The 14,445-nt window shown below is 63.7% G+C and carries 9 protein-coding genes; 8 read left to right on the forward strand and 1 reads right to left on the reverse strand.

Annotation, left to right across the window (positions count from 1 at the left end):
* The first annotated feature begins 162 nt into the window (after positions 1-162).
* Genes HPY44_14315 through HPY44_14325 form a run of 3 tightly spaced genes read left to right on the forward strand, consistent with a single transcriptional unit; the run spans position 163 to position 4,831 of the window.
* Complete coding sequence (locus HPY44_14315) at positions 163-1,179, forward strand: zinc-dependent alcohol dehydrogenase family protein (protein ID NSW57184.1); 1,017 nt, start codon at positions 163-165, stop codon at positions 1,177-1,179.
* Complete coding sequence (locus HPY44_14320; protein NSW57185.1) at positions 1,176-2,405, forward strand: hypothetical protein; 1,230 nt, start codon at positions 1,176-1,178, stop codon at positions 2,403-2,405. Before HPY44_14315 ends, HPY44_14320 begins: the two co-directional genes overlap by 4 nt.
* Positions 2,402-4,831 carry a right-handed parallel beta-helix repeat-containing protein gene (locus HPY44_14325; GenBank protein ID NSW57186.1) on the forward strand — a complete coding sequence of 810 codons (2,430 nt, stop codon included), beginning with the start codon at positions 2,402-2,404 and terminating at the stop codon, positions 4,829-4,831. The genes HPY44_14320 and HPY44_14325 overlap by 4 nt, the downstream gene beginning before the upstream one ends.
* 11 nt (positions 4,832-4,842) lie before the next feature.
* On the opposite strand, the gene HPY44_14330 is transcribed toward HPY44_14325, so the two are convergent.
* Positions 4,843-7,350 carry a right-handed parallel beta-helix repeat-containing protein gene (locus HPY44_14330; GenBank protein NSW57187.1) on the reverse strand — a complete coding sequence of 836 codons (2,508 nt, stop codon included), beginning with the start codon at positions 7,348-7,350 and terminating at the stop codon, positions 4,843-4,845.
* A gap of 174 nt (positions 7,351-7,524) precedes the next feature.
* Between HPY44_14330 and HPY44_14335 the strand changes: the two genes are divergently transcribed.
* From HPY44_14335 to HPY44_14355, 5 genes are all read left to right on the forward strand, one after another.
* Positions 7,525-8,577 (forward strand): alcohol dehydrogenase catalytic domain-containing protein, encoded by a 1,053-nt coding sequence (locus tag HPY44_14335; GenBank protein NSW57188.1) that lies wholly within the window; start codon positions 7,525-7,527, stop codon positions 8,575-8,577.
* A 166-nt stretch (positions 8,578-8,743) separates the two neighbouring features.
* Positions 8,744-9,817 carry a hypothetical protein gene (locus tag HPY44_14340; GenBank protein NSW57189.1) on the forward strand — a complete coding sequence of 358 codons (1,074 nt, stop codon included), beginning with the start codon at positions 8,744-8,746 and terminating at the stop codon, positions 9,815-9,817.
* 434 nt (positions 9,818-10,251) lie between these two features.
* Positions 10,252-11,595 carry a DegT/DnrJ/EryC1/StrS family aminotransferase gene (locus HPY44_14345; protein ID NSW57190.1) on the forward strand — a complete coding sequence of 448 codons (1,344 nt, stop codon included), beginning with the start codon at positions 10,252-10,254 and terminating at the stop codon, positions 11,593-11,595.
* 207 nt (positions 11,596-11,802) lie between these two features.
* Positions 11,803-13,056: a hypothetical protein gene (locus HPY44_14350; protein NSW57191.1), complete on the forward strand. Its 1,254-nt coding sequence runs from the start codon at positions 11,803-11,805 to the stop codon at positions 13,054-13,056.
* A 113-nt stretch (positions 13,057-13,169) separates the two neighbouring features.
* Entirely contained in the window at positions 13,170-14,288 is a 1,119-nt protein-coding gene (locus HPY44_14355; protein ID NSW57192.1) for a hypothetical protein, read from the forward strand.
* The last annotated feature ends 157 nt before the right edge of the window (positions 14,289-14,445 follow it).

Genomic DNA, 14,445 nt, shown 5'->3' on the forward strand with positions numbered 1-14,445 from the left:
TGCACGCCGGTTAGACCCTGCTGTCACACCCAGTGTTCCCCGGAGGAATCATCGGCCTGCAACGGGAAAGCAGGGATGGAAAGGTGAACCGTCGCAGGCCGCTCCACTAAGCGGTCTCTTGGCGAACTACACCGCGGATTCCTGCCGCCGGAGGTCTACCCAATGAAAGCAGCGCTCTTCACGGCACCCTTCGAGATCGAGGTGCGTGAGGTACCCGACCCGGTGATCGCGTCCCACGAGGTGCTGATCCAGGTGGCGGCATGCGGCATTTGCGGTACCGACTTGAAGATCGAATCCGGCGGTTACGATGCCCTCTACCCCGTGATCGCCGGGCACGAACTCAGCGGTACCCTTCTTGAGGTCGGCGCGGATGTGACACATCTCAAAGCCGGCGATCCCGTAGCTGTCAACCCGAACAATCCCTGCCGGCGCTGCCGCTATTGCTACCGGGGCCTTTTCCACCTGTGCACCAGCCCCACCGCCTGCGGCGTCACGTATGACGGCGGCTTCGCGCAACTGTGCAAGGTCTCCGCTCAGCTTGCGTTGCCGGTCTCTGATGCCCTGCCACTCAACCTGTGGGCCATGATGGAGCCGGTGTCCTGCTGCCTGCACGGGATCGACGTGGCCGAGATACGCCCCGGCGACAGCGTGGTTATTCTTGGAGCGGGAAGCATCGGCAACATTCTCGCTCAACTGGCCCGCAACAGCGGTGCGGCCCGGGTCATCGTGAGCGAGCCGCGTGAGGAGAAGCGCGAACTGGCCCTTGCACTGGCGGCCGATGACGCGCTGGACCCGGTGGCTCTCGGGGATGGCCTGACCGAAGCGGTCCATGATCTCACTGGAGGGGGCGCGGACGTGGTCATCGAGGCGGCGGGCATTCCGGCGACCGCGCTGTCCGCGATTCCACTGGCCCGGCGCGGGGGCACCATCCTCTTCTTCGGCGTCTGCCCGCAGGACCTGGAAGTACCGGTGCAGCCGTACAGCATTTTCCACCACGAACTGAACATCAGGGGCGCGTACACTAACCCGCTCACCGACACCCGGGCGATTGCTCTCCTCGAATCGCGCCGTGTGCAGGTGGCACCACTCATCAGCCACCAGTACACGCTTGACGAGGTCGCCGAGGGCCTGAAAGCCGTGCGCGCCGGGGAGACAGTGAAGGCGCAGGTGATCCCGTGACCGTCCAGCCTCCTGCTGCACCCATGACCCACCGGGAGCGCATGCTGGCCGCATTCCGGCGCGAACCGGTAGATCGCATCCCCTGGGTGCCCCGTCTGGACCTGTGGTTCAAGTCAAACCGTACCCGGGGCACGCTGCCGACCGAATGGCGCGACGCCACCCTGCGAGACATCGTGCGCGATCTTGGCGTGGGATGCCACGCGGCGATCCCTGATTTTCTGGACACCGAACACCCGGAGGAGGCGTGTGACCGGGTCCTGGGGCTGGACCACGTGCCCAACCAGCCATACCGCCTGCGGTTCCGACGGACGCGGCGCCAGGTGATCCACGAGGGCGAGAAGATCCGGATCATCTACAACACCCCGGCGGGAGAGCTTTCCGGCGTGCTGCTCTACACTGACCAGATGCGGCGCGACGGCGTGACGCTCATGCACGTTCACGAGCGGGTGGTCAAATCGCTCGACGACTATCGGGTGCTGGCGGCACTGTTCGAGGATATCGAGATCGAGCCTGACCAGTCGCGATACCAGCGATTCCGCGCAAGCATCGGCGACGACGGAATTGCCGTTGCATTCGGTAACGTTGCTGCCTCGCCGGTGCACCATCTGCTGAAGGAACTCGTGCCGTATGACCGCTTCTACTACGACCTCCATGACCGCCCCGACCTGATTCTCGACTGCGCCAAGGCGATGGAGCCCTGCTTCGACGCCGCTTTGAATGCCTGTTGCATGAGTGATGCGGATCTGGTGATGTTCGGCGCAAACTACGACGTGAGCATGACGCCGCCGTGGCTGTTCGAAGAGCACATACTGCCACAGTTGAAACGCTGGTCCGACTCACTGCACGCCCACGGGAAGCTCCTGGCAACTCATACGGACGGGGAGAACGACGGCCTGTGCCACCTCTACCGGCAGGCCGGGGTGGATGTGGCCGATTCTGTCTGCCCTCACCCGATGACCCGGCTGTCTCTCGCGGACTGCCACGCGCGGATGGGCAACTCGGTGGCGATCTGGGGCGGCATATGCTCCGTGAGCGTCCTGCCGGGCAGCTTCACCGAGGTACAGTTCGAGGATCATATCAACGCAGCACTCGATGCCTTCCCCGACGGATGCGGGATCGTCTACAGTATCGCCGACACCACGCCTCCGGACGCAAGCCTGGACCGCATCCGGCGCATCGGCGAGATCATCGGCGCGCAACAACCCATGCGAGGTAACCCACCATGACAGTCATCCAGATCGCGCTGACAGCCGCGGTGACATTGCTTCTCGCGAACGCAAGCGTCGGCGCCGACACAGTGTTCTACGTCTCGCAGGCTGGGAATGACGGGTGGAGCGGGAGCATCCCCACACCCGCGGCCAATGAAGCCGACGGTCCACTGCGCACCCTCGAAGGCGCGCGCAATGCCGTCCGGGTACTGAAGGCCGCCGGCAATGGCCTGCCCGGCCCGGTGACGATCCGCATTCAGGCCGGCGACTGGTTCCTGGCCGAACCCCTGCGCCTGACGCCGGAGGACTCCGGCACGCAGGAAGCCCCGATCACGTGGACCACATACGGTGAGGGCGCGACAGTTCTCACTGGCGGACAGGTCATCACGGACTGGGAGGATGCAGGCGATGGAGTCTGGCAGGCGCAGATACCCGAGGTGCAGAGGGGCGAGTGGACCTTCCGCCAGCTTTTCGTGCGTCGCCCGGGCGAGACTCACTTCCTGCGACGTTACCGGCCATCCAAAGGCGCTCTGATCATCGCCGGTCTCACGAACGCGCCGGCGCGCGAGGGCATGGGGCACCGGCGCTCCCAGGATGAGTTCATGTATGTGCCCGGTGACCTCGAACCCTGGGAGAACCTGGAGGACGTGGAGATCGTGGCCCTGCACGACTGGTCCTCCTCGCGCCTGCGCATCCGCGAACTGGACACCGAAAACCACATCGTGCGCTTCACCGGCTTCCCGGTCTACCGCATCGGGCACTGGTGGAAAGGCGGGCGCAACCCGTACTACGCCGAGAACGTGAAGGAGCAATTCGCGAACCCCGGCGAGTGGTACCTGGACCGGCCGACGGGGGTGCTGTCATACCGCCCGGTGGAGGGCGAGGATATGGCGACCCTCACGGTGGTGGCTCCCCGCACGGACCAACTCGTGATCCTCCAGGGCGACGCGGAGATGGGTCTGAGTGTTGACCACGTGCGCTTCCGGGGCATCACCTTCGCCCACACCCACTGGTCCCTGCCCGATCAAGGGTACAGCTCCGGTCAGGGCATGACCGATCTCCCCGCGGCTTTCCAGGCTCGGGTGGCGACCCATTGTGCGGTGGAGGACTGCACTTTCGCGCATCTCGGGGCATACGCGGTGGATTTCGGCGGCGGGTGCTCGAACAACCGGATCGCGGGCAACCGAATGTTCGACCTGGGCGGCGGCGGGGTCAAGATCGGGGGCGCAGGACCAACTCCCACCGGTAATGTGGTGGAGAACAACGTGATCTCCGATGGCGGCCTGGTGCACTTTTCAGCCCACGGTATCTGGGCGGGCATCACCGACGGCACGGTGATCCGCCACAACATCGTGCGTCGCTTCCTGTACTCGAATATCTCGGTGGGATGGGCGTGGCATGAGAACCCCACCCCGTGCAAGAATAATGTAATCGAGGCCAATCACATCCACGATTCCATGATGCTCCTCGCCGACGGCGGGGCCATCTACACACTGGGGTTCATGCCCGGGAATGTCATCCGGGGGAACCATATCCACGACGTGCACCGGAGCAAGTTCGCGGGCAGCGCCCCGAACAATGGCATGTTCTTCGACCAGGGCAGCAAGGGCTTCCTGGTAGAGCGCAATGTGATCTATCGCACGTCCGGGAACCCGATCCGACACAACCAGAACAGCGCCGACTGGCACACGTGGGTAGATAACAGCTTCGGAGTGCTGCCCGATGATCCGGCATTCCCAGCGGAGATCGCACAAGCGGCCGGGCTTGAGCCCCCATACGCCCACTTGGACGCCGAGGCGATCCCCGTCTCCCCCACGCCGATCCTGTCCATGACCTTGCCCCCGCCGCCCCCGCCGGGACCGATTGTGGACACATCGGAGCCCAACGTGCCCACCCCTGTGCCCGAGAAGCGCGCCATCCAGGGCGCAGACGAGCATGTTCACATTCGCGTGACCGATGAGACTGCCGCCGAAGGACGCTTCAGCTTGAAGTTCACCGACGGTCCGAAGAACGCCAAGCCCTTCTACCCGTACCTGATCTACTCCCCCACCTTCGACAAGGGGCGGGTGACGGTGAGCTTCGCGGTCCGCCCCGGCGGGGGTGCGAACATTGGGATCGAGGGCCGGACGTACAAAGGGGGCACGTTCTTCAGCGGGCCACTGGTCACCATTGGGCCTGACGGGACACTGAAGGCCGCCGAACAGACGCTGGTTAGGCTGCCCCTGGATGAGTGGTCCCGCGTCGAGATCAAGTTCGGTCTGGGCGAGCTCGCAGGCGAGGGCTTCTCAGTGCGGGTCACGCTGCCGGACGGGAAAGAGTCAGCCGCGCAGGCGGTGCCCATGAAAGACGAACGCTTCCAGGTTCTGGACTGGTTCGCCTTCCTGTCACACACCACGGTAGATGCAGTATTCTACCTGGACGACGTACGCCTCGAGAACAAGTGAGGGCGGCAACCTCACGGCTTCGCGCCTGACAGGACGCGCAGATTGTCCCAGCGCAGGAGGGCCACCGGGTCTGTCGAGGGCGATCCTTCGGGCACGATGGCCTTTGCACTGATCACCACCGAGAGGGGCTTGCCCACTGCCGGGTCCTGGCCCTCAGGTCCGGTGCGGAAGCGCAGGACGCGGGTGTTCCAGTGCACGGTGCCTCCAGGCGCGATCCTGACCTCGATTGCAGAGCCGAGGCGGTCCCGCTCATCTCCGGTGGCAAGGTAGATTTCCCCCAGTGCGCCGCAGTCCGGGACAAGCGACAGACCGTGCATCTCGCAGAGCACCACGTACTCGGTATCCGGCTGCACCACGCCGATCTCCTGGTACGCCGTCTGGGGTGCTGTATGCCCTTTGGTCAAGTTCGCGCAGGCCACGCCGGTGTATGTATGCAGCGCCCCGACGGCAATCCATGGCCCGCCCTGTTCACCCGGCTTCGCGAAGGGCTTGTCGAAGCCCGGATCCTCCGAGATCGGCTCCGGACGCACCTGCCAGTCCAGTTCGCCCGGGGACTCCGGCTCGCCGGTCTTCCGGAAGTGAGGATATTCCCGTGTTGCTCGCCAAAGCTCGTTGATCCCCGGCGTCCCAGGCCCGCAGGTGTCCAGGTTCACCGGGGGCACGCTACCCGGAATAGGGGGCAGGCGATAGTGTCCGCCGTGGGCATCTTCGAACATCGCCGGCATCCCCTCGCGGGGGGCCTTCGACAGCAGCGTCCTCGCCCACGCGCGCGACCTGATCTCCGTCCCGTCGCATGGGATGCACGTCTGCTGCAGTTCCAGCGGGATCTCAACTCCCTTCCCGCGCAACGGGCTGTCGGGCTTCAGCCGGTAATCCCCGGCCGCCGCGTTCACGAACCCGCCGTCATCCAGCACCTGCTCCGGGGGCAATGCCACCCAGTGCCTGTCGCCCAGCATGATGCGCCGCAGCTTGGGATCGACGGTTAGCGAGTGGGTATCGCAGTGGCGTTCCATGCGCCAGATCGCCAGCTTCCCGTAGAAGCTGTCCCAGCCGCGCATGAACCTGAAATGGTTGCCCGTGCGGTGGTAGTACGGGAGGGTCCACACGAACACGTTGTAGTCCGACCAGTTGCCCCAGCTATGCCCGTTGTCCTCAGTAATGCCAAGAAAGGAACCGGGGCAGTCCACGAGGATATTGTTGAGCACCTGGACATTGCGGACAGGCATGAGCGCGTACTCGCCGGGCTCCCTCACGCTCTGGTTGTAGTTGCACACGCGGGGCATGCCCGTGACCGTGATGCCCTCTCCGCAGCCTTCCAGGACATTGTGGGCCACCAGTGCATCCGAGCTGTAGATCCAGATTGCCCGGCCGCAGCGCCGGAAGGTGTTGTTGACGATGACACCCCAGCGGCTGATCTCGAAGTACACACCCACGGCGCAGTCCTCAAAGAGGTTGTCGGCGACCAGCACATTGTTCACGTTGATGTCCATCCACAGGGCGGCTTCGTCTTCGTGGTGGAAATAGTTTCCAATAAAGCGGCTGTCGCGCCACATCACCCACTTGTTCCCCGCCGACAGGCAGACCACGTCCCCGCGCCAGGCGTTGTGGTGGAACTCGTTGTCCTCCACCAGCATGCGAAAGCCCCAGTTGCTTACCATTCCGCACATACCGTTGTAGGCGATCTCGCAGTTGCGGATGGTGCAATCCTCCCCCGAGACGATGAGGCCAAGGAAGTCGTTATGGGTGATGCGACAGGATTCCACGATGCACCGGTTGCCGGAGACATTCATCGCCTGTTCCCGGGGCCACATGCCATCCTTGATGTGCCGCACGTCCAGGCCGCTCACAGTCCAGGTGCCCCTGAGGTCGATTCCCACGTCCCGAACCGCAACCTCGACTGTCCTGCCTTCCGGGCTGGCGCCGTCGGGCAGCCAGACGTAAAGACGCTTCGCCTCGTTGTCGTAGTAGAAGGACCCGGCGCGCATATCGTCCAGGCCCTTGCCCACCCACTCGCGCACATAACGGAATCCCGTGGCTTTCTCGGCCCGGAGAGGACTGCCCTGGAGGCCGATCTGCTGCAGAGGCTCTTCATCCACGAACACCATCTGCGCGTAAGTGTCCAGCGGGCACGCGAACACCCCGCGGTGACCATCCGCGGGGGCCGGGAGTGCTGCGCCGTTGCGGACCACCACCGGCTCCCAGGGCCCTGCGATGATCTCCGAGCCCTTGATGATCGGCCGGCTGCCCGGTTCAGCGGCAAGAGTGCAGCGGATGTCCGTGTCCTGCCACGGCTCCGGTTTCCAGACCACCGACTCCCGGTACGTGCCATTGCCCACGAAGACGCTGTCGCCCGGCTGGAGCTTCCCAACCGCCGCCGAGATCGTCTTCAGCGGAGCCGCCAGACTGCCGGGATTGTCGTCCGAGGCGTTCGGCGCGCTCTGGCTGACGTGGTACACGGCGCTGAAGCCCGGCATGCACAGGAGAAGCAGGACTGCCACCGAGAGGCAGGGAACTGTCACGGAGGTCACCACCGTGGGTCGAGGATTGCCCGGCCTGCATTGTGGCCAGACCCTTCGCCGGCGTGCAGGGCCAGTCCTGCCTGCGCCGTGCACCCGGGTTCGAGACAAGCGCCGCTCCGCTAGTAAGACCAAGCGGGCGTTCACGCCCTCACACCATCAACCGGAGCCGTCGCCATGCATGCTTTCATCATCCAGGCCGCCCATACCGCCGCCGTTGACACCCTTCCAGTGCCGGATCCGCCTCCCGGACAGGCGCTTGTGCGGGTCCAAGTCTGCGGGCTTTGCGGATCCGACCTGCACGCCTACGAGGGATCGCAGCCGTTCTTCCGCTATCCCGAGATTCCCGGGCACGAGGTAGTCGGCGAGATTGTGCGCGTCAACCCGTCACCAGAGGGCCTCATGCGTCTCACGGGACGTCCCGTCGCGACAGGGCTCGCCCCCGGCGAACGCGTTGTGCTCGACCCTGGCATGCCCTGTGGAGACTGTCACCCGTGCCGCCACGGACGGTACAACTGCTGTGAGAACATGCGCGTCATCGGGGTCCATGCACCGGGAGCGCTTGCGGAGTTTTTCTGCGCGCCCCTGGAATGCCTTCACCGGGTGCCGCGAGGCCTGTCGGACGAGGTCGCGGTTCTCGCAGAGCCCCTGTCCATTGGGGTGCAGGCGAACAACCGCGCGCGGACCAGCCCGAACGACACCATGCTCATCATCGGTTCCGGCAGTATCGGCCTGTGCGTCATGGCCGTAGCCCGCCATCGCGGCGCGAGAGTGGCGGTCAGCGACCTGTCGGAAGCCCGGCGCAACCGGGCACTGAGCATGGGTGCGGACGCGGCCTTCGACCCGACTTCACCCACTTTCCGCGCGGACCTGGAGGCCTTCTGCGGAGATTCCGGGCCGGATATCGTGGTGGAAGCAGTGGGCAAGGCTAACACAGTCGCCCAGGCGCTCGACCTTGTGGTTGCCGGGGGGCGCGTGGTGCTTCTCGGCCTGATCAGCGACCCGATTACATTCCCCGGCAATGTCATGGTGAAGAAGGAACTGGACTTCCTGGGCTCCCGGCTGCACCGGGGCACGATCCCCGACGCCCTCGAACTCCTGGCTGCCGGATACGTGGACATCGCGAGCCTGTTGACCCATCGTCTGGCCCTGAGTGAGACTGAGGAGGGCCTGCGGATGATGGCCTCTTCGCCGGACCAGGTGATCAAGGCGGCGGTGTTCGTGGGCTGACGGGACCCGCACAGCCGCTTGCCGCTGGTCGTCAATGACTGCTCTTCCCCGCAACATCCCGCCGGGACGGTCTCGATCGCCAGCCGTGGCAGGTTCCTCCCGTACCCGCGGCGAACGTCCGCCCCGACTCTCATCAATTCTCGCACAGCCGGCCATGGAGGCTGCCATGCCCCTGTCCCATCGTGAAAACTACATTCGCAATGCCCGTTTCCAGGGCCCCGAGTGGATCCCCGCTTATGTCAGCATCTCGGGAGCGTCGCGCGTTCAGTTGCGGGAAGATCTTGAGGACGTCATGGCGCGCCACCCGTGGATGTACCCGGGGTTTGAGAAAGGAAAGATCGACTACGACAACTTCCAGTTCGGCAATGCCTACCGCGCGGGCGAGAAGTTCGTGGACAACTGGGGCTGCACGTGGGAGAGCAGCATCGACGGTATCGAGGGCGTTGTCACAGGGCATCCGCTCTCTGACTGGTCGGCACTGGACACTTGGCGGCCGCCAGACCCCCTGAGACTTGCCGACCGTGGCCCGATGGACTGGGAGCAGACCCGAGCCAATATCGCCAAGGCGAAAGAGTCCGGAGCACTCACGTCAGGAGGCCTGCCCCACGGGTTCTTATTCATGCGGCTGACGTACCTGCGCGGGTTTGAGAATGCCATGTTTGACATGGCGCTGGGCGAGCCCAAGCTGCGGAAGCTGGCGGAAATGATTGTCGACCACAATATGCAGATCGTGCGGCAGTATGTGGATATGGGCGTTGACCTCATGGAGTTCGGCGAGGATCTGGGCACCCAGACGTCTTCCATCATCAGCCCGGCAACTTTCCGCGAGTGGATCACCCCCGGCTACGAACGGCTCATCGCGCCCTGCGCCGAAAAAGGCATACTGGTGGCGCTCCACAGCGACGGCTACATTATGGATCTGATAGACGAGTTCCGCATCGCCGGGGTCAATATCATCAATCCTCAGGACCTGTGCAATGGCATCGACAACCTGGCACGTGAGGTGAAGGGCCAATTCTGCATCCGGCTGGACATCGACCGCCAGACCGTGGTGCCTTTCGGGACGCGCTCCGAAATCCGTGACCTCATCGAGGAAGAGGTCCGCAAACTGGGCTCCCCCCAGGGCGGGCTGGAGTTCATCTGCGGCATCTACCCGCCAACACCCGCGGAGAACGTGGACGCAGTGCTTGAGGCGATCAAGGAGTTCCGGACGTACTGGTGGGATGGCCGGGGAGGGTAGAGGGCGGGCAAGTTGCGGCAAGCCTTGGGCGATTGTGCACTGCGAACTACGGTAAGAGAGTGAGAACATCGCGACGGAGACCGGGAGCGTCGGCGTCGAGGACCAGATGTGCATCGCCGCCATCATCCTCAAGCGCGAGAGTTGTGCGGGAGTTGTGCGGGACCACGGCCGCGGGTTACCGCCGGCTGGACTCCGATGTCGACCTCGCGGTGCGCGGGCGCTCGTGAGGACGGTTCTTCGAGCTGATGGGCAAACTCATACTCGTGATGGATCGGGATATTGATTCGCTTCAGCCTGCGCCCGGCACTGAGCGCTCTCGCCTCGGGTCCTGACAACAATTCCCCTCCCTCACAAGCAGGTGCCCACGAAGTCCGCGCGAAATATCGCCCTCGCTGGTCGTAGAACACGCAATGCGGACAAAAGGGGTCATTTCCATGTCAAACAGTCAGCTCGCGCTTCTGGGCGGACCCAGGGCGGTTCAGACAGACCCGCAGGACATCTTCACCTGGCCCATCATCACCGAAGAGGACGAAGCCGCGGTCCTCGAAGTCCTGCGCCGGGGCGGCATGTCCGGCACCGATGTGACGGTTCAGTTCGAAAAGGAATACGCCGATTGGCACGGCATGAGGTACGCCGTAGCTCACAGTTCCGGCACCGGCGCGCTCCAGGCAGCCATGTGGGCGTGCGGAGTGGGTGTGGGTGACGAGATCATCGGACCGAGCCTCACCTACTGGGCCTCGGTCCTGCCCGCGTTTTCCCTTGGGGCGACCATCGTGTTCGCCGAAGTCGACCCCATGACACTGTGCATCGATCCCGGCGACATCGAGCACCGGATCACCGAACGCACCAAAGCCATCGTCGCCGTTCATTACTGCGGCTATCCGTGCGATATGGACCCGATTATGGAGATCGCCGAAAAGCACGGGATCAAGGTGATCGAGGACGTGTCCCACGCCCACGGCGCCCATTACAAGGGCCGCCTCGTGGGGACAATCGGCCACTGTAATGCCATGTCGACCATGTCCGGTAAGGCCCTCGCCATCGGCGAAGGCGGTTTCCTGCTGACCAACGACGACCTCTTGTACCAGCGTGCCATCGCCTGGGGTCACTATGAACGCACCTCGACCGTCTGCCAGGACCCAAGCCTGCAGCCCTTCGCCGGTCTTCCCTGGGGTGGGTACAAGTACCGCATGCACCAGCTTTCGTCGGCCTGCGGTCGTGTCCAGCTCAAGCACTACAAGGCTCGCTGTGCCGAAATCCAGAAGGCGATGAACTACTTCTGGGACCTGCTCGAAGGCCTGCCGGGCATCCGCGCCCACCGGCCCGCAAAGGACAGCGGTTCCGACTGCGGCGGCTGGTATGCAGCCCACGGGATCTATGTGCCCGAGGAACTCGACAATCTGCATGTGAGCAAGTTTGCTCAGGCTGTGAGCGCCGAGGGTTGCTCCATCAGCCCCGGGGCCAATTTCCCGCTGCACACCCACCCTCTGTTTCACGAGGCCGACATCTACGGCCACGGCAAACCCACGATCATCGCCAATTCCAACCGTGACCTGCGCCAGCCCAAGGGCAGCCTGCCCGTGACCGAGAGCATTCCCGCGCGTTGCTACAGCGTGCCCTGGTTCAAGCACTACCGCCCACAGGTCATCGAAGAGTACGCCAACGCCTTCCGCAAGGTGATCGAGAATGTGGACCAGGTGCTGGAGCATTTCGGCGACGAGGCCCGCATGACGAAGGAAGAGATCACCGGCAGCGCAGGGCTGTTCAACCGGGGGTAGCATCCCTTCGTCCGGATGCCGGGCAGTGGCATCTTTCAGCCGGCGCGACGCCGCACAGGCCGAACTGATCCCATCACCGGAGGGCGCGCGCACCCGCCGCCCTCCGGCTTTTCATAACCGTACGCATTTGAACGGACCTTCGGGCACAGCCCAGGGGGTACGGCAAGAGCCACTGAGATACTTCTAAGACCGCAGGGTGACACACAAATGATGTCCCTCAAGGCCTCTCACTTGCTCATCGTGGACGGAATCGAGCAGGACCCCAATACCCGCGTGCGTGCTGAGCGGATGATGCAGTTCATCGATGCCGAAAAGGTCCTGCACGTGGACGATGCGAAGCTGCACGATCTCGCCGATGAGCTGGGCCTCGGGTATGGCGCGCATCACGGCGGTGCGGGCGATTTCCTGCCCGTGATCATCTTCAACCGGTTCCGCTTTGACGAACCCGAAGAAGCCCGCGCGGCCCGGCTGAAGGCGTTCCCAAAGCTCGCCCGGTACAACCTCGCCGGGTACAATGGTCTCGATTGGCGCGGGAGCGGCTCCCCGGAGTGGCGTGCCGAGACCCGATGCGTCTGCCAGCCCGCCTGGCAGATTCACACCATCATCGGCTGCCCTTTCCGTTGCGCCTACTGCGGGCTGGGTCACACGTACAACATCATGATGAATATGGAGGACTTGGTCGATCACCTCGACCCGTACGTTGCGAATGCCGGCGACCAGACCCTCTTCCAGTTCGACAATGGAACGGATACCGCGTGCTTCGAGCCCGAGTATGGAGGCTCGGAACTGCTCATCAACTATTTCGCGCACAAGCCGGGCAAGTACCTGGAGCTATACGTAGGCAAGAGCGACAATGTGGAGCCATTCCTGAACCTGGACCACCGAGGGAAAACCGTGGCCTGCTGGAGCCTGTCGCCCAAGACCCAGAGCACCCGCATGGAGCCTGTGACCGCCGACATGGAGGGGCGCATCGAGGCCATGCGCAGGATGCAGGAAGCCGGTTACCCGGTGCGCGTACGGCTGTCACCCATGATTCCCGTGCGCAACTGGCGCGACGAAACCCGCGAGATGCTCCGCCGGCTGTTCGACCGGGTGAGGCCGGACATGATTACCATGGAAACCCTCCGGTACAACGACTACGCCCACCTTGAGCGGGACTTTGACCTGTCATTGCTGGATGAGGAGTTCCTGCAGGTCATGCGCGATTTCCAGGGGCGCAAGCATCATCCGGGCGGCGAGATCCCTGACGAGTACCGGTGGCTGGTGTACCGGTTCACCATCAACGAGATCATGGATATCAGTCCGAAGACACCCATCGCTTTCTGTCGGGAGGCCCGGGCAGGCTGGGAGCTCTTCGCCGACGAACTGGCAACTTGCGGTCAGCACCCTGACAACTATGTCTGCAACTGTGGGCCGTTCTCGCACCCTGGCGAGCCAAGGACGGTGATGGCCGCGGGGTGAAGACTGGCTTGACGTCGACCGGGCGCTTGTGCGATCCGGCGATGGGGTCCGCGCTATCAAGTGCGCAGGGCCTTTGCTCGGGGATACGACGCTGTCTCCAGGGGTGATTAGACGTGCGCACGCCAGGTACTGTGTTGGTCCTCGTGATCGGTCTGCTGATGGTGACGTCCCAGGTGTTGGCGCAGCCGGGTGCGTCGTACGCGGTGGCGTGCGACAGCAAGGGTGCGTTCCACACAGTCTTCACTGACTCGGTGAAGGGTCGCATTACCTACCAGGTCTGGCAAGACGGTCGGTGGCAAGGACCGTCCGAATTGGCCCAGGGCTACTTCCCCCATGGCCCCGTCATGTCAACAGGTCCCGACGACCGACTGCATCTCGCGTGGTGCGATGCAGGGACCGACGGCAGTTGCGACATTTTCTACTCGTGCTTCGCCGACGGCAAGTGGTCGCAACCGGTCAACATCACTGAAGAGCAGCCTGGTTGGGACACGAATGCTCGAATCTGTGCGTTGCCCGATGGGACAGTACATGTGATCTGGAACGAAGTCATGGGCAGTTTCAAGCCCAATCGCGGCGGATACAGCTCCACCGGCTCAAGCTCCGGAATGCACTACCGATGCCTGAAGGACGGGCAGTGGTCCGAAATCGAGATCATCACGGAACCAGGCGAATTGCCCGGCGCCCTGGCGCCCGACGGCAAAGGCGGACTTGTGCTGATCTACGGCATCGGCCTGGGTCCGATGGGGAAGTCTTACCTGATGCGCTGGAAGGACGGTGCGTGGTCGCAGGCCGAGATGATCCCGTCCGTGGGGCCGTTGTCCCCGCATGACAGCCCGGCCGTAGCGGTGGACGCCGAGGGCGATATTCACATCGTGTTCCCGGGAATGAGCACGCCTGGGCTCATGTACTGCCGCCAGAACGAGGGTGTCTGGAGTCAGGCCGCATCACTCGGGCACACGATGTTCGCGGCCAAGGCATCTCTGGTCCGGGCGCCGGATGGATCGGTGCATCTCTTGCGCAAGGCCCAGATCGGTTTCCAGGGCGCCCTCGTCCATGCTCGGTACGCCGATAAGCAATGGGGACAAGCCACGGTGGCCTTCAACAATGTCTTCGGCGACCGGGGATACATGGATGTGGACCCGAACGGCGTAGTTCACGTGCTCAACCCCTCGGCCGGCGGGATTGCCCATTCGTGGAGCGCGGAAGGCAACTGGCAAGTCGACAGGCCCTGACGGTCGAGACCTGGGCCAACCGCACTGAAACGGGCAAATCGAAATCGTCTCGCAACCTTGACATGCCGTCAGGGTAGGGTACAATTGCCGCCAGCGGTCTGAATGTTTCGATTTTGAAGAATTCCTCCTGGCGCCTTTGATGACGTCCGGAACTATC

It is taken from the genome of Armatimonadota bacterium, from assembly GCA_013314775.1.
Taxonomy (GTDB): Bacteria; Armatimonadota; Zipacnadia; order Zipacnadales; family JABUFB01; genus JABUFB01.

What these genes read in the sequence shown, in the direction of transcription:
- HPY44_14350 (NSW57191.1), top strand. Translation starts at nt 11,803, where the DNA reads ATGATGTCCCTCAAGGCCTCTCACTTGCTCATCGTGGACGGAATCGAG.
- HPY44_14345 (NSW57190.1), top strand. Translation starts at nt 10,252, where the DNA reads ATGTCAAACAGTCAGCTCGCGCTTCTGGGCGGACCCAGGGCGGTTCAG.
- HPY44_14335 (NSW57188.1), top strand. Translation starts at nt 7,525, where the DNA reads ATGCATGCTTTCATCATCCAGGCCGCCCATACCGCCGCCGTTGACACC.
- HPY44_14315 (NSW57184.1), top strand. Translation starts at nt 163, where the DNA reads ATGAAAGCAGCGCTCTTCACGGCACCCTTCGAGATCGAGGTGCGTGAG.
- HPY44_14325 (NSW57186.1), top strand. Translation starts at nt 2,402, where the DNA reads ATGACAGTCATCCAGATCGCGCTGACAGCCGCGGTGACATTGCTTCTC.
- HPY44_14340 (NSW57189.1), top strand. Translation starts at nt 8,744, where the DNA reads ATGCCCCTGTCCCATCGTGAAAACTACATTCGCAATGCCCGTTTCCAG.